The organism is Streptomyces sp. NPDC044044, assembly GCF_056434405.1.
This window is the reverse complement of the sequence record NZ_JBWKFG010000006.1, coordinates 549565-570008: the sequence shown is the minus strand read 5'-3', so window position 1 is coordinate 570008 and position 20444 is coordinate 549565. Positions and strand designations below refer to the sequence as shown.

Genomic DNA, 20444 nt, shown 5'->3' with positions numbered 1-20444 from the left:
ATTCGCCAAGTGGTCTGTCAGGCCTGTGTGGTGAGCCTGTGGCCCGCCTGTGAGTCCCGTACCTGGCCGCTGACCTGGCCGATCACCTGGCCGCTGGCCTGCCCGTCGACCTGGTCCGATGCGGCGGGCAGCGTCACCGTGAACACCGTCCGTCCCGGCGCGCTTTCGACCCTCACGCCGCCGCCGTGGGCCGCGACGATGGCCTGTACGAGGGCGAGGCCGAGCCCGGTGGATCCGGCGTTGCGGGAGCGCGAGGCGTCGCCGCGGGCGAAGCGTTCGAAGACGTGGGGGAGGAGGGCGGGGGCGATGCCGGGGCCGTCGTCCTCGACCTCCAGGCAGACGCCGGGTCCGGCACGGCGCACGCGTGCGGTGACCTTCGTGCCCGGTGGCGTGTGCGTACGCGCGTTGGCGAGGAGATTGACGACGACCTGGTGGAGGCGGGCCGCGTCGGCGAGGACGAGCGCGGGCTCGTCCGGCAGCTCCAGGGACCAGACGTGCTCGGGGCCCGCGGCGCGCGCATCGCTCACGGTGTCCACGACCAGTGGTGAGAGATCAGTGCTCTGATACGAGAGCGGCAGTCGGGCACCTGCTCCGCCGGTGTGCCCGCCCCCGGAACGCCCGCCGTCACGCCCCTCGTCGAGCCGGGCGAGCAGCAGCAGGTCCTCCACAAGACCCGTCATCCGCTGTGCCTCGGACTCGATCCGGCCCAGCGCGTGCCGCGTGTCGGGGCCTGTCGACTCCCGCCCCCGGCGCGTCAGTTCGGCGTATCCACGGATCGAGGCAAGGGGCGTACGCAGCTCGTGGCTGGCGTCCGCGACGAACTGGCGTACCCGCGTCTCGCTCTCCTGGCGCGCGTGCAGCGCGGAGTGCACATGGTCGAGCATCCGGTTGAGCGCCGCGCCCACCTGCCCGACCTCCGTGTTCGGCTCCGTGTCGGGGACGCGCTCGTACAGCGTCACCTCGCCGCTGTGCAGCGGGAGTTCGGAGACGCGCGTGGCGGTCGCCGCGACCCGGCGCAGCGGGCGCAGCGCGACACCGACCATGGCCGCACCGGCGAGCGAGGCGGCCACCAGGCCCGCGGCGGTGACGCTGACCTCGACGATGATCAGCGTTTCGAGGGTGTTCTGCACCTTGGCGGTGGGGATGCCGACGAGGAAGTCGCCGTTGGGTCCTGTCGCGTACTCCACGCGGTACTCGCCGAGGCCGGGGATGTCGACGTTGTGCGGCTGCTCGTCGCGCGGCACGGAGCCGAGCGCGTCGGACTGCGCCGCGTCGAGCTGGTCGGTCCGCGGCTCGAAGGATCCGCTGTCCGGCTCGTTGCTGACCAGGGCCTGGCCGACCGAGCCGTCGTCCTCGACGACGGCCCCGATGGTGCCGACCTCCTGGGGCCCCTTGGAGACGAACCGCAGCGGATCGCCCTGGTCCACGGACGGCGCACCGTGATCGTCGGCCCCCGGCTTCGGCAGCGGACCCGACGCACGCATCGCGACCGTGCCGAGCGAGCCGTCCAGCTGGTCGTACAGGTGCGAGCGCAGCGCGATGGTCGTCACCGTGCCGATCACCGCGCAGACGACGGCGATCAGCGCCACCGCCGAGACGACGAGCCGCGTCCGCAGCGACCGCGGCTGCCGTCTCCGTGTCATGAGGCGGCTGCCGCCTCGGTCGAGGGTGCGGCCTTGATCAGATACCCGGCACCGCGCCGCGTGTGGATCATCGGCTCACGGCCTGCGTCGATCTTCCTGCGGAGATACGAGATGTAGAGCTCGACGACGTTGGCCTGGCCCCCGAAGTCGTAGTTCCACACGCGGTCGAGGATCTGCGCCTTGCTGAGCACGCGCCGCGGATTGCGCATCAGATAGCGCAGCAGCTCGAACTCGGTGGCGGTGAGGTGGATGGAGTCCCCGCCCCGCGTCACCTCGTGGCTGTCCTCGTCGAGGGTGAGGTCCCCGACGGCGAGGACGGACTCGCTGCGCCGGTCGGACGCCCCGGCCCGGCGGATGAGCCCGCGAAGCCGCGCGACGACTTCCTCCAGGCTGAAGGGCTTGGTGACGTAGTCGTCGCCCCCGGCGGTGAGCCCGGCGATCCGGTCCTCGACGGCGTCCTTGGCCGTCAGGAAGAGCACCGGCACGTCGGGCAGCTCGCGCCGCAGCCGTCCGAGCACGGCGAGGCCGTCCATGTCCGGCAGCATCATGTCGAGCACCACGGCGTCGGGCCGGAAGGAGCGGGCGGCCCGCACCGCTCCGGCGCCGTCCCCCGCGCTGCGGATCTGCCAGCCCTCGTAGCGCAGGGCCATGGAGAGGAGCTCGGTCAGCGACACCTCGTCGTCGACGACGAGCACGCGAACGGGGCTCCCGTCCGCCCTGAGCAGTTCGGTACGCCCCTGGGGCGAGGTCGTAGTCATGGCACACAGCCTGCGGCGCGGCCCTGAGAGTGCTCTTGCCAGAACCTGTGAATTCCCTGAGAAACACCTCGGGGCTAGCGGCCGTGGTGGCCCTGGAGCCCGAAGAGCCGGGCCGCGTTCCCGTGGCACACCGCCCGCAGCCACTCGTCCCCCAGGCCGAGCCGTTCCAGGGCGTGCAGCTGATGAACGTACGCGTGCGGGGTGTTGGGAAAGTCCGAGCCCAGCAGGATGCGGTCCCCCAGATCGGCGAGCCGCGGCAGCTCCGCGCGCGGGAACGGCGAGAGCTCCTCGCAGAAGTCGGTGAACGTCAGGGTCGTGTCGAGCCTGACCTCGCCGTACCGCTCGGCAAGGTCCAGGAAGTCGACGTACTCCGGCATGCCCATGTGCGCCACGACGAGCCGCAGCCGGGGGTGCCGCGCGAGCAGCCGCCCGATCGGCTCGGGCCCGGTGTGCTTGCCCGGCGCGGGCCCCGACCCGCAGTGCACGACGACCGGGATCCCGGCATCGGCGAGCAGCCCCCAGACGGGCAGGAGCGCGGGGTCGTTCGGGTCGTAACCCCCCACCTGCACATGGGACTTGAAGATCTGGGCCCCGCCGTCGACGGCATCCCGCACATACGCCTCCACCCCCGGCTCGGGAAAGAAGGTCGCCGTCTGCAGACAGCCGTCCGTCCGGCGGGCGAAGTCGGCGGCCCATCCATTGAGCCACTGCGCCATGCCCGCCTTGTGCGGATAGACCATCGACGTGAAGGCGAGCACCCCGAACTCGCGGAGAAGCGCGAGCCGTTGCTCCTCCTCGTGCCGATAGGCGATGGGCCACCGCACACCGGTCAGCGGTCCGGCGGAGTCGAAGTAGTCCCACACCTTGGCCAGCACGCGCTCGGGCATGAAGTGCGTGTGCACGTCGATGAGGCCGGGCAGCCCGAGCCGCTCCCAGAAGTCGTGGACGGCCCTGCCTTCGCCCTCATGCCCGTTCAAGGCTGTCCGCCCGCTCGGAACTCTGGATCCGCTCGGAACTGTGGATCCGTTCAGAACTCTGGCTCCGTTCAGAACTCTGGATCCGCTCGAAGCCGTGGCTCCGCTCCACCTTGGCGACATGGACGACGTACTTGTCGTACCACTCGGCGCGCCCGCGCTTCCGCGCCGTGCGATGCTCGGCGTCGCCGCGCCACTGCTTGATCGCGTCCTCGTCCCGGAAGTACCCGACGGTGATGCCGAGCCCGCCGGGCGTCCGCGCGGAGTCCATTCCGAGGAAGCCGGGCACGGAGGCGACGAGCTCGTCCATGCGGGCGCCGGTCGCGTCATAGCTGCCGTCGTGGCCGCCTTCGCGGCTGCCGTCGTGGCCGCCGTCGGCGGTGGTCCTCACCGAGGTGAACACGACGGCGTAATAGGGCGGTTCGAAGGGGGGAACAGGTGCAACGGATTGATCACTCATGTCCCCAGACTCGGCCGCGCCCCGCCTGCCTGTCCACCCTCTCCCCGCCTTCATTGCCGTACGGGCAGCGAGACTTGACCATCCGGTCAGCTTGATCGGGACGCGGCTCCGTACGCGGCTCCGTACGCAGCTCAGAAGAGCCCGCCCTGGACGACAGGCACCTCCTGCACGGGAACAGTCGTACGCTCCGCGCCCCTGGCCCCCTCAAGCCGCCACCCCCGAAGCAGCCTGCTGTCGAGCACGACAAGACGCCCGCCGTCCCCGCCATCCTCGAGATACAGATCGGGCCCCGCCACGGCGACAAGATCCCCCAGCACCACACCGCCGTCGACGAGCTCGGTGACGGCGAACCCGCCGACGCCGCCGAGCCGCTCCACCCCGAACACCTCACCGTGGTCGACCACACCGTGCTCACCGTGGTCCCCCACACCGCGCTCCCCCAGCGCCACCCGCTCCAGGGACTCGGGCCACCCGTCGAGCGCGAGGGCGAAGCCATGCATCCGCTCCAGCTCACCGCGCCGCTCGTCCACGCCCGGCAAGGCGGCCCTGACGGCCCGCTTCTTGGCGTACGAGATCCGGTCCGGCACCCCGAGGGCGACCCGCAGCAGCTCCTCGGCCCGTCGCGCGGCCATCAACGGCCCGCGCCCCAGCCAGGCGAAGGCGACGGCCCCCTGTTCGAGCAGCCGAGCCGCTCCCCGCTCCTCACGGGTGATGCCGACCTTCACCATCCCGGCGCCGAACCACGCGAGATAGACGCGGTAGGTCCGCGGATCGTCGGCGATGGTGTCGGCGGCCACCGAGTGCGCCCGGTCGAGGCGCGCGCACTCGGCACATCGCGCCTGAGTCCCCCGCCCCGGCACGACGGCGGCGACGGGACAGGCGTTCCCCCGCGCCCCCACGCACTCCCGCCGCCCCAGGGCCCGGAACCCCACGCGCCGCCCCACGACCAGGGGGCTGACGTCCCCGCGCTCCCACACGAGCACGGGCCGCTCCCGGTCCGCCCAGCTCAGCCCCGCACTACGCCACTCCATGGGGACAGTCTTACGCCCCGGCGCCTTACGCCCGGCTCAGCAGCTCAGGTGCCTCCCGGGCGTGGCATGCAACACCCGCACGAAGTCCCGGTAGAGCCCGACCCGGTGCTTCACCTGCTCGGGACGCCCTCCGTCGCACTCGGGCCCGTTGAGACTGCGGATGGTCTCGCCGAAGCCCTTCTTCTTCACCATGGCCTCGTGACCCGTCAGGGTGCCCATCCCGGTCTGGGTGTTCCAGTACCAAAGGGCGGTCATCCAGGCCACCTTCGGGTCGCGCTCCACCAGCCAGGGGTCGTTGAGCAGGTCGATCCCCAGCGCGTCCCCGGCGGCCTTGTAGTTGAAGTTCCAGCTCAGCATGATCGCGCCCCGCCCGTAGTACGCGGACTCCCCTGCCGGGCACCCGAAGGGCTGGGTCTTGTCGCAGAAGACGGGATAGGTCGACTCGTCCTGCGCCACCACGTAGAACAGCCCGCCGGTCTCATGGCTGACGTTGGCCAGGAAGGCGGCGGCCTCCTGCCGCCGCACCGTCCGGCTCCCCGTCCGCGCGAACTCGGGATAGGCGCGCGTGGCCTCGACGAGACCCTCGTACGTGAAGAAGGGATCCCTCTCGGGGAACATCCGCTCGAACTGCCGCTCGCTGACGACGAATCGGTCCTTGCCCCGCTCCTCCCCGCCATGAGGGCCGCCGGGCGCCGCGAAGGAACTGGTCCCGCCCACCCCGCAGAGCAACGCGACCGCCACGAGCACGGCCAGGACTCGGCCTCGCCTTCTCCACACCACGTCATCACTCCCGTTCCGGACGTCACCATCACTCTGCAGGATTGGTCCGGACCATTGTGCCGTGCATGTCAATAGACCAGCGGCCAGCGACCACCGGCCTGCGGCCAGCGACCGGGGACCGAGGACCGACGACCGAGGACCGGGACTTCCGCGACCCGAGGGCGCCGCGCGCCGCGCGGGCTAGGATCCGGAACATGGCTGCGACCATGAACGACACGGACCGGTTCGAGGCCTTCATGCCCCGCCTGGAGGCCATCGCCTACCGCCTCCTCGGCTCCGCGAGCGACGCCGAGGACGCGGTGCAGGACACGTTCCTGCGCTGGCAGGCCGCCGACGTCGACCACATCGAGGTCCCCGAGGCCTGGCTGACGAAGGTCCTCACCAACCTGTGCCTCAACCAGCTGACTTCGGCCCGCGCACGCCGCGAGACCTACGTGGGCCAGTGGCTGCCCGAGCCGCTGCTCGCCGGTGACCCGATGCTCGGCCCCGCCGACACCGCCGAACAGCGCGAATCGGTCTCGTACGCGGTCCTGGTCCTCATGGAGCGCCTCTCGCCCAACGAGCGTGTGGTGTACGTGCTGCGGGAGGCCTTCGGCTATCCGCACCGGGAGGTCGCGGAGATCCTCGACATCACCGAGACCGCCTGCCAGCAGATCTTCCACCGCGCCAAGAAGCACGTCGCGGCCGGCAAGCGCCGCACCGAGATCGACGAGGCCGCGGCCCAGCGGATCGTCGAGGAGTTCCTCGCGGCCGCCACCAGCGGCCGGACCGAGCCGCTCGTGCGGCTGCTCACCGAGGACGCCATCTCCATCGGCGACGGCGGCGGCAAGGTCCCGGCGCGCGCCAAGGCGTTCGAGGGCGCGGTCGCGGTCGCGAAGTTCATGCGGGGCCTGTTCAAGCCCAGCGACGCCAAGCGCGCCCTGGTCGGCGGCTCCCCCGACGTCTACGCATCGACCGCCAACGGCACCCCCGCCCTCGTGGTGGTCGTCGAAGGCCGGGTCGTCGGCGTCATGTGCCTGGAGATCACCCCCGAGGGCATCGTCGCGTTCCGCAACCAGGTGAACCCCGACAAGCTCGAACGCGCGACCCAGCAGTGGGCGGCCACGGACCACGGAGAACCCCTGCTCAAGGCCTTCTGATCACCAGGTCACCACCATGTGACCTGCTTCACACAAAACTCCTGTCAGGAAACAGCGGGCTACCCGGTTCAAGTGACGAACCCGCCGAAGAGCTACCGCAAAGCTGCTGAAGAGCTGATGACAGGAGCAGGAAAATGAAGCACCGCATCGTCGTCATCGGAGCCGGATACACCGGAGCCATCGCCGCCGGACGCCTTGCCAAGCGGTTGAGCCGCGAGGACGTCGCCATCACCCTCGTCAACGCCGAGCCCGACTTCGTCGAGCGCGTCCGGATGCACCAGCTGACGGTCGGCCAGGACCTCAGGCCGCGGCCCTTCAGCGAGATGTTCGCGAACACCGGCGTGGAACTGAGGATCGCCAAGGTCACCGCGGTCGACGTCGACGCCAAGACCGTCGCCGTCAGCGACGAGCAGGGCGCGGAGGAGCTCCAGTACGACACCCTGGTCTACGCCCTCGGCAGCGGCTGGAACGCCCAGAGCGTCCCCGGTACCGCCGAGCACGCCCACGAGATCGCGGGGCGCCCCGGAGCGCTGCGGCTGCGCGAGCGCCTGGCCGGTCTGGAAGCGGGACAGCCCGTGGTCGTCGTCGGCGGCGGCCTCACCGGCCTGGAGGCCGTGACCGAGATCGCCGAGGCCCGCCCGGACCTCGACGTCGCCATCGCCGCCCGCGGCGAACTCGGCGACTGGCTCTCACCCAAGGGCCGCGCCCACGTACGGAAGGTCTTCGCGAAGCTCGGCATCACCGCGCACGAGCAGGCAGCCGTCACCGGCGTGGCGCCCGACGCCGTCACCACGGCCGACGGCACGTCCATCCCGGCCGCGGTCACCTTGTGGACCACCGGCTTCGCGGTCCACCCCATCGCACGGGCCACCACGCTGGACGTCACCGACAACGGCCAGATCGTGGTCGACGAGACCATGCGCTCGGTCTCGCACCCGGACGTGTACGCGGTCGGCGACGCGGCCATGGCGATGGGCCCCGGCGACAAGCCGCTGCGGATGTCGTGCGCCACGGGCACCCCGATGGCATGGCAGGCCGCGGACGCCATCGCGGCACGCCTGACCGGCGGAAAGATCCCGAAGACGGCGATGCGCTACTTCAACCAGTGCATCTCGCTGGGCCGCAAGGACGGCCTCATCCAGTACGTCACCGCCGACGACATCGCGGTCCGCAGCGCCCTGACGGGCCGGCTGGCGGCCGTCTACAAGGAGTTGATCTGCAAGGGCGCGGCCTGGGGCGTGGCCAACCCCCTGCTCGGAATGCCGACCAGGCCCCGCCGAGTCGCACAGAACCCCACCGACCACACCGAGACGAACCCGACCACGAAGCTGGCGGCCTGACCGGCGCAGGGGGGCGCAACAAAGAGGCCCCGGACTCTCGTCCGGGGCCTCTCAGTCTGTGCACTCGGCAGGATTCGAACCTGCAACCTTCTGATCCGTAGTCAGATGCTCTATCCGTTAAGCTACGAGTGCTTGATTTTTCTTTTGTTTGCCTTCGCTCCCCGGCCTTTCGGCCCGCTCGCGGCGACAGGAAGAACATTACATGACCGCCGCCGCCATGTGAAATCCATTGACCACACCGCTTGCGACCTGCGGAAACGTGCTTCTCGGCGGCGAAACGCCGAAGCCCCGGTCCAGGGGACCGGGGCTTCGGGATCTTGCAGCGGAGGCGGAGGGATTTGAACCCTCGATGGGATTTAAGTCCCAAACCGCATTAGCAGTGCGGCGCCATAGACCGGACTAGGCGACGCCTCCAGCTTGCACACCTGCGCGAACGCGAGGGGTGCGTGCAGATGATGACACAGCCGGGCGGCGTGTCACCAATCGCGGCTTCCAAGGTACTAGTCGGGCGGCCCGCAGAGCAAAGTGTCTTTCCCCGCCCGCAACGTCGCGGCGTCAACGGCGTTAGACGCGGTAGAGCCCGTACGTGTTCGCGTACCCGGTATCCCGCACCCAGTGGAGCCCCGTCATGCTGCGCCGCCTCGTCCTCACCGCCGCCGCGTCCGTCGCCGCGCTGTCCGCCGCGCCCGTCGTCGCCCACGCCGACATGGGGCCCCTGCACCTGTCGACGCCGTTGACCGAGTCGACCCCCGACCGGCTCACGGTGAAGGTGACCGACGCCGGGGACGGGCAGGACGGGACGTTCGAGCTGGAGTGCCACCCGGCGGGCGGCACGCACCCGCGCGCGGAGGAGGCGTGTTCGAAGCTCGACCAGGGCACCTGGGGCAAGGACACCTTCGCGCCCACGCCGGCCGACTCGGTCTGCACCATGCAGTACGGCGGTCCCGCCACCGCGCACATCACGGGCACCTGGAACGGGCGGCCCGTCGACGCGACGTACGACCGCAGCAACGGATGCGAGATCTCCCGGTGGGACAAGCTCGTCCCGGTGCTGCCCGAGGCCGGTGCGTAGGACCGCGGATCCCTTTCCGGCCACGGCCGGGTCCGGTTCCCGGCCACGGGTGAATCCGTCCGGCCGCCACCCCGTCGTGACCAGGCGGTACGGAAGCCTCACATCTTCTGCGTGCGACCTCCCTCTCATCCGGCGTCGCTCGCACAACCACTCCCCGTAGACTCCCTCCCGTGACACGCCGCGGGCCGCGGGGCAAGATGGCCTGGGCGAGTCGGCAAGCAGCAGTAACCAGGGAGGAAGCGTCGTCGTGAGCAGCAGGCCATCCCGAGGCGCTGCTCGCCTCGCAGCCATACTCGACGCGCTCCCGGACGCGCTGGTCCTCGTGAATGCCAACGGGACCGTCGTGAACGCGAACGCGATCGCGCTCGAGGCGTTCGAGACGCCGGGCACCGCCCTCGTGGGCCGCGGGCTCCTCGATCTGTTGCCGGAGTTCGACTCCCGGCTCATTCCCGGATCGATGCGCAGGCCCGACTCCATCGACGAGCGCGGCCGGACCAAGCCGACGCGGATGACCGCGCGGCGCACGGACGGCAGCGAGTTCCCCGTCGAGGTCACCAGCTCGAACCTCGAAGACATTCGGGACGCGTACGACAATTACGGCTACACCGGCGACGAGTTGCTCATGCTCGTCGTACGCGACCTTTCGGGCGCCGTGGACACCGAGGCCGAACTCGCGCGCTCCCAGCGGCAGACCGAGATGATCCTGCGCGCCGCCGCCGAAGGCGTCGTCGGGACGGACACCGACGGACGGGTCGTCCTCGTCAATCCGGCCGCCGCTCAGATACTGGGCTTCCGCGCCAGCGACCTGGGCGGGCAGGAGCTGCACCATCTGGTGCTCCACTCGCGCGCGGACGGCGAGCCCTTCCCCTACGAGGAGTCCCCGCTCGCGGACACGCTGCGCTCCGGGCGCAAGCACCGGGTGCGCGGACAGGTCCTGTGGTCCAAGAGCGGCGACCGAGTCGCGGTCGACCTGACGACGGCGCCGGTGCGGGACGGGGACCAGCTCGTCGGCGCGGTCATGACGTTCACCGACCGGCGGCCCTACGACGCGCTGGCCGAGGAGCACGAGGCCGCGATCGCGCAGCACGCCGAGGAGATGCGGGCCGCGACCGAGCGGCGCACGGAAGAACTGCGGGCCGCCACCGAGCGGCACGCGGCGGAGCTGGCCGCTGCGGCCGAGCAGCGCGCGGAGGAGATCGCCGCCGAGCAGGAGCGGTACGCGGCGCTCGCCGAGCGCGAGAAGGACCGGTTCGAGGAGCTGACCGAGCGCGAGAAGGCGCGGTACGACGCGCTGGCCGCGCGGCACGAGCAGTTGCTTGCCGTGCTCGGGTCGTCCCTGCGGGGGCCGCTCGACGAGCTGCGGCGTGAGCTTTCGGCCCTCGCCGCCGATGACGCAGGGCAGTTGTGGCCCGAGGCGAATCAGGTCCTTCATCATCTTTCGGCCGGGTACGCGCGGATCACCACGCTTGTCGACAATGTCCTTGGCTTCCAGCTGCTCGACTCCGGTGCGGACGAGCTGTCCTGCGTGAAGGTCATGCTCGACGCCGTCGTCGCGAGCGGCGTGGAGGGCGCGATCGAGCTGATCGGGCCCGGACGCGCGCAGTTCGCGGTGCACGCGCCGCCGATCGAGGTCGAGGTGGACCCGGGGCGGCTCGCCACGGCGCTCGCGCACCTGGTCGCCGACGTGGCGGGGATCGACGCCACGGGCAACGCGCGCGCCGGTGTGGCCCCTTCGGCCGTGGCCCCCGGTGGGTACGTGGACTCGACCGTCGTCGTGGCCGCCGCTCAGCGCGGTGAGGTCGTCCGCATCGAGGTGCGGGGGCCGTACACCGGGGGAGACCCGGTGCACGAGCCGATCGTCCGGGGCATCGTGCGGGCGCACGGCGGCGTGCTGCAGACGCATGAGGTGCCGGGGATGAGCGGCAATGCGTACGTTCTTGAAGTGCCGATCGGTGCGGGGGGCGGGGCTGTTTCGCCTTCCCATGCCTCTGCCCTTGGCTCTGGCTCTCCCTCTGGCGCTGGCTCCGGCTCTGGCTCCGGCTCCGGCTCCGACCTTGCTTCTGCTTCTGAGGCGCCGGGCGGCTCTGTCGGCTCTTCGGTTGTTGTGCCCGCGCAGGCTTCGCCCGCCACGGGTGGCGGGCGGCGAAGGGCCCGGCGGGCTGCCGGTCCTTCGGTGGACTCGTTCCTGGAGAGTTCGGATGCCGGGGGTGCCACCTCGGGAGGCGGGGCTTCGCCCAGTGGGACCGGGCGGCGTCGGGGACGGCGTGCGGCGGAGGCCGCTGAAGCTGCTGAGGCGCAGGCTGCTGCTGAGGCCGCGGGTTCGGGCTCAGGCTCGGCTTCGGCTTCGGCTGGGGTGCCGGTTGCTCCGGAGGCGCCCGCGACGGCTGAGGATTCGCAGGGATCGCAGGGTTCGCAGACTTCTGGTGGTACGGGGCGGCGGCGTGGTCGGCCCAGCGCCGCGGAGGGCTCCGCCGGTTCTGCCGGTTCCGCCGGTTCTGCCGGTTCCGCCGGTTCTGCCGGTTCCGTTGGTTCCGTCGTGACGGCTGCCGAGCACGCGGCCGGGTCGGCGGCGCTCGGGCAGACGGTGCCGCCGCAGGGCGTGCCGGTTCCCGCCGGTGGCGTGGCCCCCGCAGCTTCCGGGCAGCGGGCGCGGCGCGGCAGTGATGAGCAGTTGGCGTTGCCGCCCGCGCTGCCTTCGGGCGGTGGCGGGCAGGAGGGTGCTTCCGCCGGGGGTTCCGGGGCCGGTGGCTCCGGGGCGGGCGGCTCCGGGGCGGGGACGGCTGTGGCTGTCGCCGGTTCGGCTGCTTCCGCCGGTGACGCGGGCGAGGCCTCGCCCCGGCCGACGGGGCGGCGCCGCCGTGCGCTCGCCGCAGCCAAGGAGCGGGCCGCTGCCGAGGAGGCTCCCAGCGGGCGCGTCTTCGCCCTGCCGCCCGCTTCGGCGGACCAGGACGACACGGGTCAGCACGAAGCGGCCCTGCACCACCCGGCCGACGACCACACCCCGCCGCAGCCTCACCCGGCGGACGCGCCGACGGGCCGCCGCCGCTCCCGCCCCGCTCCGGAAGCTCCGGCCGGTGCTGGTGTTCCAGGTGCTCCTGGTGCTCCGGCCGCTCCTGGTGCTCCTGGTGCTCCTGGTGCTCCGGCCGGTCCTGCCACTCCTGGTGCGCCCGCGACCGCCGGTGCCGCGGGGGACGCGCAAGGGACCCCGCCCGCAGGCATTCCCTCGCAGGCCACCACGTACGGCGAAGGCACAGGAACCCCCGCGCGGGGCGTCCACACACCCGGCAGGGGCGTCGCGCTGCCGCCCGAGCGCGGAACGCAGGCTCGCGCCGCGCAGCCGCTGCCCGCAGAGGCAGCGCCCGGCGACCCCAACTCGACGCAGGGGCGCGCGATCAGCGTGCGTACGCTCGGGCAGGGCGTGCCGTTCGGCCAGCAGATCGCCGAGCAGCAGGAGCGTCGCCTCGGGCTGCAGCAGGGCCAGGCGCCGGCGCAGCCCGCGGCAGCGCAGAATCCTCAGATCCCGCAGGCGCCGCAGCCTCCGCTGCCCCCGCAAACGCCTCCGCAGACGCCTCCGCCGACGCAGACCCCTCCGGCTCAGCAGCCCCAGCAGGCTTCGGTGCCGCCGCAGGCACCGGCCGAGGCCCAGGCCCCGCAGCCCACCGCGGGCGCGGGCGCGGGCCCGCTGCCGGAGCAGGCCCCGGCCCCAGCCCCAGCTCCTGGACAGCCGCAGTCCCACACCCTCGGAGGCGGCGGCTCCCTCGGAGGCTCCGTCGGTGGCTCCGGGCGTCGCCGCAGGCTCTCCACCCGCCCTGACCCCGCGGCCGAGGAGCGCCCGGAGGCCGCGGCCCGCCCGCACCCCCAGGCGCAGTCCCAGGCGCAGGCCCAGCCGCAGTCCCGCATCGGGTCCTCCACGGAGGGCACCGGCCGCTCGTACGCCATAGGCGCACCGGACGAGGACGCCGACGAGGGTCCGGAGCCGCTGGACGGTCCCGGCGGTGCCGTCGAGGTCGCCAACCGGCCCCAGCCGCAGCCCATGGACGACGAGCTGCCGCCCGAGCCGCTGGACAACCCGCGCCGCCTCCTCGTCTGGCCCGCTCCCGACGTCACCACGCAGCAGGCGCTGAGCGACCGCGGCTACCGTCCCGTGATCGTGAACTCCCGCGAGGAGGTCGACGCCCAGATCGCCGCGTTCCCCGCGGCCCTGTTCGTGGACCCGCTGACCGGACCGATCACGCGCACGGCCCTGCAGTCGCTGCGTACGGCCGCCGTGGCCGCCGAAGTCCCCGTGCTGGTCACGGCGGGACTCGGCCAGGCGACGCGCGAGGCGGCGTACGGCGCCGACCCCGCCGTACTCCTGAAGGCCCTCGCACCCCGCGACAGCGAGCAGCATCCGCCCCGCGTCCTGCTCATCGAGGAGCACGAGGAGATCGCGCTCGCCCTGACCGCGACGCTGGAACGGCGTGGCATGCAGGTGGCGCGGGCCGAGAGCGACGCGGACGCGGTGACGCTCGCGGCGCAGATGCGGCCGAACCTGGTGGTGATGGACCTGATGCAGGTACGTCGCCGCAGGGCGGGAATCATCGACTGGCTGCGCGCGAACGGCCAGTTGAACCGCACCCCGCTCGTCGTCTACACCGCCGCCGTCGACCAGACGGAGCTCCCGCGGCTCGCGGCGGGGGAGACGGTGCTGTTCCTCGCGGAGCGGTCGACGAGCACCGAGGTGCAGGGCCGGATCGTGGACCTGCTGGCGAAGATCGGCACGAACTAGGCCCGACCGGGCCTCAGCTCAGGACACGGCGCTGCACTGCACTGCACTGCACTGACGCACCGATGCGCCGCCCCCGGCGGGGGAGCGGCGCATCAACCCGCTGTCAGGCCTCGCAGCCGTCAGACCTGGCGTCAGAGCTTCGTGACGTCCAGCTCCCCCTCCGCGTACTGCCTGCGCAGCACCTTCTTGTCGAACTTGCCGACGCTCGTCTTGGGCACGGCGGGCACGATCGCCCAGCGCTCGGGCAGCTGCCACTTGGCGATGGTGCCCGCGAGGAAGTCGCGCAGGGCGGCGTATTCGAGGTTCGCGCCCTCCTTCAACACGACCGTGGCGAGCGGGCGTTCGCCCCACTTCTCATCGGGGACGGCGACGACCGCCGCCTCCGCGACGTCCGGGTGGGCCATGATCGCGTTCTCCAGCTCGACGCTGGAGATCCACTCGCCGCCCGACTTGATGACGTCCTTCGCGCGGTCGGTGAGGGTGAGGAAGCCGTCGGGGGTGATGACGCCGACGTCGCCGGTCTTCAGCCAGCCGTCCGCGCTGAACTTGTCCTCGGGCTTGAGGGCCTCGCCGCCCGCGCCGCCGTAGTACGCGCCCGCGATCCACGGCCCGCGCACCTCCAGCTCGCCGGCCGCCTCGCCGTCCCACGGCAGGTGCTCGCCGCCGGGGCCGACCAGGCGGGCCTCGACTCCGGTCGGGAAGCGGCCCTGCGTGAGGCGGTAGCCGAACTCCTCGTCCGTGCCGATGGACTTGGCCGGCGGGCGGGCGACCGTGCCGAGCGGGGAGGTCTCGGTCATGCCCCAGGCGTGGCAGACGCGCATGCCCAGCTTGTCGAACGCCTCCATCAGCGAGGGCGGGCAGGCCGAACCGCCGATGGTGACCTGGCCGAGGGAGCTGACGTCGCGCGGCTTCGCGGTGAGTTCGGCGAGCAGGCCCTGCCAGATGGTGGGGACGGCGGCCGCGTGCGTGGGCCGCTCGGTCTCGATCATCTCGGCGAGCGGTGCGGGCTGCAGGAAGCGGTCCGGCATCAGCATGTTCACGCCGGCCATCAGGGTCGCGTGCGGCAGGCCCCAGGCGTTGACGTGGAACTGCGGGACGACGACGAGTGTGGTGTCCGCGTCCGTCAGGCCCATGGACTCGCTCATGTTGACCTGCATGGAGTGCAGGTAGATGGAGCGGTGGGAGTAGACGACGCCCTTGGGGTCGCCGGTGGTGCCGGAGGTGTAGCACATGGCGGCGGCCGTGCGCTCGTCCAGCTCGGGCCAGTCGTACGTCGTGGGCTTGGCGGCGAGCAGGTCCTCGTACTCGTGCACCTGCGCCTGGATCCCGGCCAGCGGCGAACGGTCGCCGGGGCCCGAGATCACCAGGTGCTCGACGGTCGGCAGCTGCGGCAGCAGGGGCGCGAGGAGCGGGATGAGGGAGCCGTTGACGATGATGACGCGGTCGGCCGCGTGGTTCACGATCCAGGTCAACTGGTCGGCGGGCAGCCGGAGATTGAGGGTGTGCAGGACAGCGCCCATACAGGGGACCGCGAAGTAGGCCTCGACGTGTTCGGCGTTGTTCCACATGAACGTGGCCACGCGCTCGTCGCCGTCGACCCCGAGGTCCTCGCGCAGCGCGTGCGCCAGCTGGGCGGAGCGTTCACCGATCTCACGGAAGCTGCGGCGCTGCGGAGCGGCCTCGCTGGTCCATGTGGTGACCTGCGACGACCCGTGCACGGTGGTCCCGTGCCGAAGGATGCGGGTGACGGTCAGTGGTACGTCCTGCATCGTGCTCAGCACGGCGTCCTCCCGGTGGGCGCGCGGCATTCATCCAGGGCGGCTCCCGGATGACCTACCTGGCAGTAGGGCTCGCCAGATTCTTGCCGCATACCGCACGGTATGTCACTAGTGCGGGAGAAGAAAGGTCCCGCGGAACTGCGGCGATCACCGGACCGGCGTGAGTTCCGGGTCCTCGCGCAGCTTGCCGAGCGCACGCGAGACCGCGCTCTTGACGGTGCCGATGGACACCCCGAGCACCTCGGCCGTCTGGGCCTCGCTGAGATCCTCGTAGTACCGCAGGACGACCATCGCCCGCTGCCGCGCGGGCAGCTTCATGATCGCGCGCCACATCGCGTCCCTGAGCACCTGCTGCTCCGCCGGATCCGCGACCGGCGTCACCTCGGGCTCGGGCAGCTCGTCACACGCGAACTCGTCGACCTTGCGCTTGCGCCACTGCGAGGTCCGGGTGTTCAGGAGGGCCCGGCGGACATAGCCGTCGAGCGCCCGGTGGTCCTCGATCCGGTCCCACGCGACATAGGTCTTGGTGAGTGCGGTCTGCAGCAGATCCTCGGCATCGCTCGGATTCGCGGTCAGCGAGCGCGCGGTGCGCAACAACACGGGCTGACGTGCCCGTACGTACGACGCGAACGACGGATACGCCGAAGGACTCGCTGTCCGCGTCGCGGCCTTCGATGCGCTGGTGCACATGGGCACCATGGATACGGTCATGGCTCCACGCTAGAAGCGCCCCCTACTTCAGCGGATCGGCCGCAGGTCCCTAAGCGGTGTCCGCCTCAGGTTGTACGCGGGGTGGTAGCCCCACCTCCTGAAGGTGGAGGAGGTGGAGCAGACCCCTGAGGGTTCATCCCTGAGCGGGCGCGCCTTCGGCCTAGCGGATGCGGGCCACCGGCGCGTGCATGAGGTTCCGGTCGATCTTGAGCGTGCGCCCGCCGTGCCGCTCCTTCACGTTCCCCGCGTACTGGTGGATCCGCCGCTCAGGGTGCCACGCGTTCTTCCGCAGTGCGGGCTCGCGATACAGGTGCGGCCGCACGTGCCAGCGCGCGAACCACATCACCGCCGGCAGATCCCGCACCCCGGCCCGCCGCGCCGCCTCCATGTGCCGTACGCCGGAGCTCGCACTGCTGTAGAACCCCGGGACGAACCCGAGCCTGCGCACCTCGCGGTCCCAGGCCCGCACGAAGGTCAGGGTGGTCTTGGCGCACTTCTTCTTCCGGTGGGTGTACGCCTCCATGTCCAGATAGAGCGGGCTGAGCCCCCGCATCCCCAGCTTCTTCGCCTTCTTCACCGCGTCGCGCCCCTCCCGTGTCCCCTGCTTCCAGGGGTGGCGTCCCATGCGTACGTCCTTCTTGTTTTCGGCGGTGACGCAGGGGGACTGCGAACCGACGTACAACGGCAGCACCTTCCACCCCATCCCCCGCACCGCGCGCATCCAGCCGCGGGACAGCTCCGGCTGGCGCTTGCACGCACGGCCGCGGCCCGCGTAATAGATGCCCACCGCTTGGTAGTCGGAGGCCTTCCAGCGGCGCATAGTCCCGGTGGACGGGGCGAGGCAGGTGTCGAAGGCCCAGCCGCGGAAGGTCGAGACCCCGGGCTCCCACCCGGCGCCACGATCCGCCGCATCCGCCGCTCGCCCTTCCGCCCCGCGACCCTCCGCCCCAGGCCCTTCCACCCTGCGCCCTTCGGCCTCGGGTCTGCTCGCGGCGCCGGTCGGTGGCACGCACACGGCCAGAGCGGCGAGGGCGACGGCGAGGACAAGTCCCATCATCAGCTTTCGGCAGCGCATACGCCGAGTGAAGGGCCCTGGGACCGCGCCCCGCCCGGGACACGCGCGCGTTCAGCCGTCCGCCGCCAGAATCAACCCCGATGTGGGGACACCGGTGCCCGCGGTGACCAGAGTGCGCGCGGCGCCCGGTATCTGGTTCACGGATGTGCCGCGCACCTGTCTGACCGCCTCCGCTATGCCGTTCATCCCGTGCAGATACGCCTCCCCCAGCTGCCCTCCGTGCGTGTTCAGCGGAAGCATCTCCTCGGCCACGAAGTCCGCCGCCTCACCCGGACCGCAGAAGCCGAACTCCTCCAGCTGCATCAGCACGAACGGCGTGAAGTGGTCATAGAGAATGCCCACGTCGATGTCGCCGGGGGCGAGACCGGAACTCCGCCACAACTGCCGTGCCACCACGCTCATCTCGGGCAGCCCGCTCAGGTCGTCGCGGTAGAAGCTGGTCATCTGCTCCTGTGCCCGGCCCGCACCCTGGGCCGCCGCCGTGATCACCGCGGGTGGCTTCGGCAGATCCCGGGCCCGCTCCGCGCTCGTCACGACGATCGCCTGCCCGCCGTCGGTCTCCTGGCAGCAGTCCAGGAGCCGCAGCGGCTCGACGATCCAGCGCGATGCCGCGTGATCGGCGAGCGTGATCGGCTTCCCGTGGAAATAGGCCGCAGGGTTCGTCGCCGCGTACTTCCGGTCGGTGACCGCCACATGGCCGAAGGCGTCGGGGGTGAGGCCGTAGGTGTGCAGATAGCGCTGGGCGGCCATCGCCACCCAGGAGGCGGGGGTCAGCAACCCGAACGGGAGGGCCCAGCCGAGCGCCGCGCCCTCCGCCGACGGCTCCCGGTGCTGCACGCCCGAACCGAACCGCCGCCCCGAGCGCTCATTGAACGCCCGATAACAGACGACGACTTCGGCCACTCCGGTCGCCACCGCGAGCGCCGCCTGCTGGACGGTCGCGCAGGCCGCGCCTCCGCCGTAGTGGACGCGCGAGAAGAACGACAGCTCCCCGATCCCGGCCGCCTGCGCGACGGTGATCTCCGGGTTCGTGTCCATCGTGAACGTGACCATGCCGTCGACGTCGGCGGGACCGAGCCCGGCGTCCTCCAGCGCGAGACCCACCGCCTCCACGGCAAGCCTGAGCTCACTTCGCCCCGAGTCCTTGGAGAACTCGGTGGCCCCGATCCCGACGACGGCGGCCTTCCCGCCGAGGAGATCGCGCGTACGTACGCTCATGCCGCGCCCCCTGCTGATGCCTCTGCCGAGGTCCCTGCCAACGTCTCTGCCAACGTCTCTGCCAACGTCTCTGCCGCCGTACCGCCGGGAACCGTCACCGTGACCGTGCCGGTGACGTGCTTGCCGATGCCGTTGGCCCCGACCACCTTCACCGTGGCGGTGTCGCCGTCGACCTTCTCCACGGAACCGGTCAACACCATGGTGTCTCCGGGGTAGTTGGGCGCCCCCAGCCGGATCGCCACCTTTCGGAGAATCGCCCCGGAGCCGAAGTGGTCCGTGATGAATCGGCCGACCAGGCCGTTCGTCGTCAGGATGTTCATGAAGATGTCGGGGGAGCCCTTCTCCTGGGCGACCACCGAGTCGTGGTGCACGTCCTGGTAGTCCCGCGACGCGATCGCACCGGCGACGATCAGTGTCCGGGTGACCGGGATGGTGAGCTCCGGCAGCTCATCACCGACCCTCACACCGCCACCTCCTGCCGCATTCCGTCCCCCCGTCATGCCGTCTCCTCCTGCACGGTGCCGTGCTCGCCCTGGACGCTGTGCTTGCTCTCCGCGTTCTCCGTGGGCTCGGTGCTCTCGGCGGTCTCGCCGCTCTCCGCGGGCTCGGCGCTCCCAGCGGCCTCGGTGCTCTCCGCGCCCTTCGCTATCGCGTCGCCCATTTCCTGCAGGAGTTCGCTCCCGCAGCCGAGGTACGCGTCCAGCTGCCGCCCCCACAGGAAGTGCCGGTGCACGGGGTGGTCGAGGTCGGCCCCCATGCCGCCGTGCAGATGCTGGCCCGCGTGGACGACGCGCTTGCCCGCCTCCGATGCCCACCACGCGGCGGTCAGCGCATGCGTGCCGTACGGCAGTCCGGCATCGCGCCGCCAGGCGGCCTCGTACGCCGTGACCCGTATCGCCTCGGTGTCCATATGGGCGTCCGCCGCCCGGAGTTGGACCCCCTGCTTGGACGCGAGTGGCCGGCCGAACTGCTCCCGCTCGTTCGTGTGGGCCACCGCACGGGCCAACGACCCCGCGCACACCCCGGCCTGCAGCCCAGCGAAGGCTGTTCGCGCGCTCGCAAGGACGTCGTCGTACGCCCCTTCCCCTCCGATCCGCTCCCCGGGGACCCCGTCCAGGACCAGCCGCCCGGCCGCCCAGGGCGCGGTCAGCTCCACGGAATCCGTCTCCGCGTCGACCACCCGCACCCTCCACAGGCTGTGGCCGCCGCGCGGCGCGGGATCGCGCACCGCGACCAAGACCTCCGTGGCGTCCCGCAGCCATGGCACCCACGGCACCACCCCGGTCAGCGTCCCGGGCTGCCCTGCGGCCGGTGCCCCCTCCACGGAGGCCGCCACGCCGCCCCGCGCGGGAAACGCCCCCGTCGCCACCGCCGTACCGTCCCGCAGGCCCGGCAGCAGCCGCGCTCGCTGCTCCTCCGTGCCATGCGCCGCCACCGCGAGCAGCCCATAGACACAGCTCGACGCGAACGGCACCTGCGCCGTCACCCGCCCCTGCTCCTCCAGCAGCAGCACGAGCCCGAGCAGCCCGACATCCTCCACCGCGCCCGGCAGCCCCGCCACGCACAGCGCCTTCCACAGCTCGGCATCCGACCCTGTCCCTGCCGCCGCGAGCCGATCGGGTGTGGACAGGTCCCCGAAGATCTCTCCGGCGAGCTCCCGCGCGGCGGCCTGCTCCTCCGTGGGTGTGAAGTCCATG

Annotated in this window: 16 protein-coding genes and 2 tRNA genes; 4 read left to right on the top strand and 14 right to left on the bottom strand. The window is 71.6% G+C overall.

The window, feature by feature from the left end:
- Positions 1 to 17: 17 nt before the first annotated feature.
- From AC07AG_RS25095 to AC07AG_RS25070, 6 genes are all read right to left on the bottom strand, one after another.
- Positions 18 to 1643 carry a sensor histidine kinase gene (locus AC07AG_RS25095; RefSeq protein WP_478757807.1) on the bottom strand — a complete coding sequence of 542 codons (1626 nt, stop codon included), beginning with the start codon at positions 1641 to 1643 and terminating at the stop codon, positions 18 to 20.
- Complete coding sequence (locus AC07AG_RS25090; protein WP_478757806.1) at positions 1640 to 2401, bottom strand: response regulator transcription factor; 762 nt, start codon at positions 2399 to 2401, stop codon at positions 1640 to 1642. The genes AC07AG_RS25095 and AC07AG_RS25090 overlap by 4 nt, the downstream gene beginning before the upstream one ends.
- 74 nt (positions 2402 to 2475) lie before the next feature.
- Positions 2476 to 3378, bottom strand: a complete 903-nt coding sequence (locus AC07AG_RS25085) for an amidohydrolase family protein (protein WP_478757804.1) — start codon at positions 3376 to 3378, stop codon at positions 2476 to 2478.
- Positions 3365 to 3835: an antibiotic biosynthesis monooxygenase family protein gene (locus AC07AG_RS25080; RefSeq protein WP_478757802.1), complete on the bottom strand. Its 471-nt coding sequence runs from the start codon at positions 3833 to 3835 to the stop codon at positions 3365 to 3367. Before AC07AG_RS25080 ends, AC07AG_RS25085 begins: the two co-directional genes overlap by 14 nt.
- Positions 3836 to 3966: 131 nt before the next feature.
- Entirely contained in the window at positions 3967 to 4866 is a 900-nt protein-coding gene (locus AC07AG_RS25075; protein WP_478757800.1) for a DUF2797 domain-containing protein, read from the bottom strand.
- Positions 4867 to 4902: 36 nt separating this feature from the next.
- Positions 4903 to 5646, bottom strand: coding sequence for a chitinase (locus AC07AG_RS25070; protein ID WP_478757798.1), 744 nt, complete (start codon positions 5644 to 5646; stop codon positions 4903 to 4905).
- Between the two features lie 194 nt (positions 5647 to 5840).
- On the opposite strand from AC07AG_RS25070, the gene sigJ reads away from it, so the two are divergent.
- On the top strand, positions 5841 to 6785 hold the full coding sequence (gene sigJ / locus AC07AG_RS25065; RefSeq protein ID WP_478757797.1) for an RNA polymerase sigma factor SigJ: 945 nt from the start codon (positions 5841 to 5843) through the stop codon (positions 6783 to 6785).
- 134 nt (positions 6786 to 6919) lie between these two features.
- Positions 6920 to 8125, top strand: coding sequence for an NAD(P)/FAD-dependent oxidoreductase (locus tag AC07AG_RS25060; protein WP_478757796.1), 1206 nt, complete (start codon positions 6920 to 6922; stop codon positions 8123 to 8125).
- Positions 8126 to 8184: 59 nt separating this feature from the next.
- On the opposite strand, the gene AC07AG_RS25055 is transcribed toward AC07AG_RS25060, so the two are convergent.
- Both AC07AG_RS25055 and AC07AG_RS25050 read right to left on the bottom strand, forming a co-directional pair.
- A tRNA-Arg gene (locus AC07AG_RS25055) sits at positions 8185 to 8257 on the bottom strand.
- Between the two features lie 191 nt (positions 8258 to 8448).
- A tRNA-Ser gene (locus tag AC07AG_RS25050) sits at positions 8449 to 8539 on the bottom strand.
- A gap of 214 nt (positions 8540 to 8753) precedes the next feature.
- On the opposite strand from AC07AG_RS25050, the gene AC07AG_RS25045 reads away from it, so the two are divergent.
- Complete coding sequence (locus AC07AG_RS25045) at positions 8754 to 9197, top strand: SSI family serine proteinase inhibitor (RefSeq protein WP_478757928.1); 444 nt, start codon at positions 8754 to 8756, stop codon at positions 9195 to 9197.
- Positions 9198 to 9444: 247 nt separating this feature from the next.
- Positions 9445 to 13965, top strand: a complete 4521-nt coding sequence (locus AC07AG_RS25040; protein WP_478757794.1) for a hybrid sensor histidine kinase/response regulator — start codon at positions 9445 to 9447, stop codon at positions 13963 to 13965.
- A gap of 131 nt (positions 13966 to 14096) precedes the next feature.
- Here the strand turns inward: AC07AG_RS25040 and AC07AG_RS25035 are convergent, their stop codons facing one another.
- From AC07AG_RS25035 to AC07AG_RS25010, 6 genes are all read right to left on the bottom strand, one after another.
- On the bottom strand, positions 14097 to 15746 hold the full coding sequence (locus AC07AG_RS25035) for a long-chain fatty acid--CoA ligase (RefSeq protein ID WP_478757791.1): 1650 nt from the start codon (positions 15744 to 15746) through the stop codon (positions 14097 to 14099).
- A gap of 144 nt (positions 15747 to 15890) precedes the next feature.
- The gene (locus AC07AG_RS25030; protein WP_249588982.1) at positions 15891 to 16454 is read right to left on the bottom strand and encodes a SigE family RNA polymerase sigma factor; all 564 of its coding nucleotides are present in this window, start codon (positions 16452 to 16454) and stop codon (positions 15891 to 15893) included.
- Positions 16455 to 16614: 160 nt separating this feature from the next.
- Positions 16615 to 17529 (bottom strand): DUF1906 domain-containing protein, encoded by a 915-nt coding sequence (locus tag AC07AG_RS25025; protein ID WP_478757789.1) that lies wholly within the window; start codon positions 17527 to 17529, stop codon positions 16615 to 16617.
- Between the two features lie 51 nt (positions 17530 to 17580).
- The gene (locus tag AC07AG_RS25020; RefSeq protein ID WP_478757787.1) at positions 17581 to 18747 is read right to left on the bottom strand and encodes a lipid-transfer protein; all 1167 of its coding nucleotides are present in this window, start codon (positions 18745 to 18747) and stop codon (positions 17581 to 17583) included.
- Positions 18744 to 19211 (bottom strand): MaoC family dehydratase, encoded by a 468-nt coding sequence (locus AC07AG_RS25015; protein ID WP_478757785.1) that lies wholly within the window; start codon positions 19209 to 19211, stop codon positions 18744 to 18746. The genes AC07AG_RS25020 and AC07AG_RS25015 overlap by 4 nt, the downstream gene beginning before the upstream one ends.
- Before the next feature lie 32 nt (positions 19212 to 19243).
- Positions 19244 to 20443 carry an acyl-CoA dehydrogenase family protein gene (locus AC07AG_RS25010; RefSeq protein WP_478757784.1) on the bottom strand — a complete coding sequence of 400 codons (1200 nt, stop codon included), beginning with the start codon at positions 20441 to 20443 and terminating at the stop codon, positions 19244 to 19246.
- Position 20444: the final 1 nt, after the last annotated feature.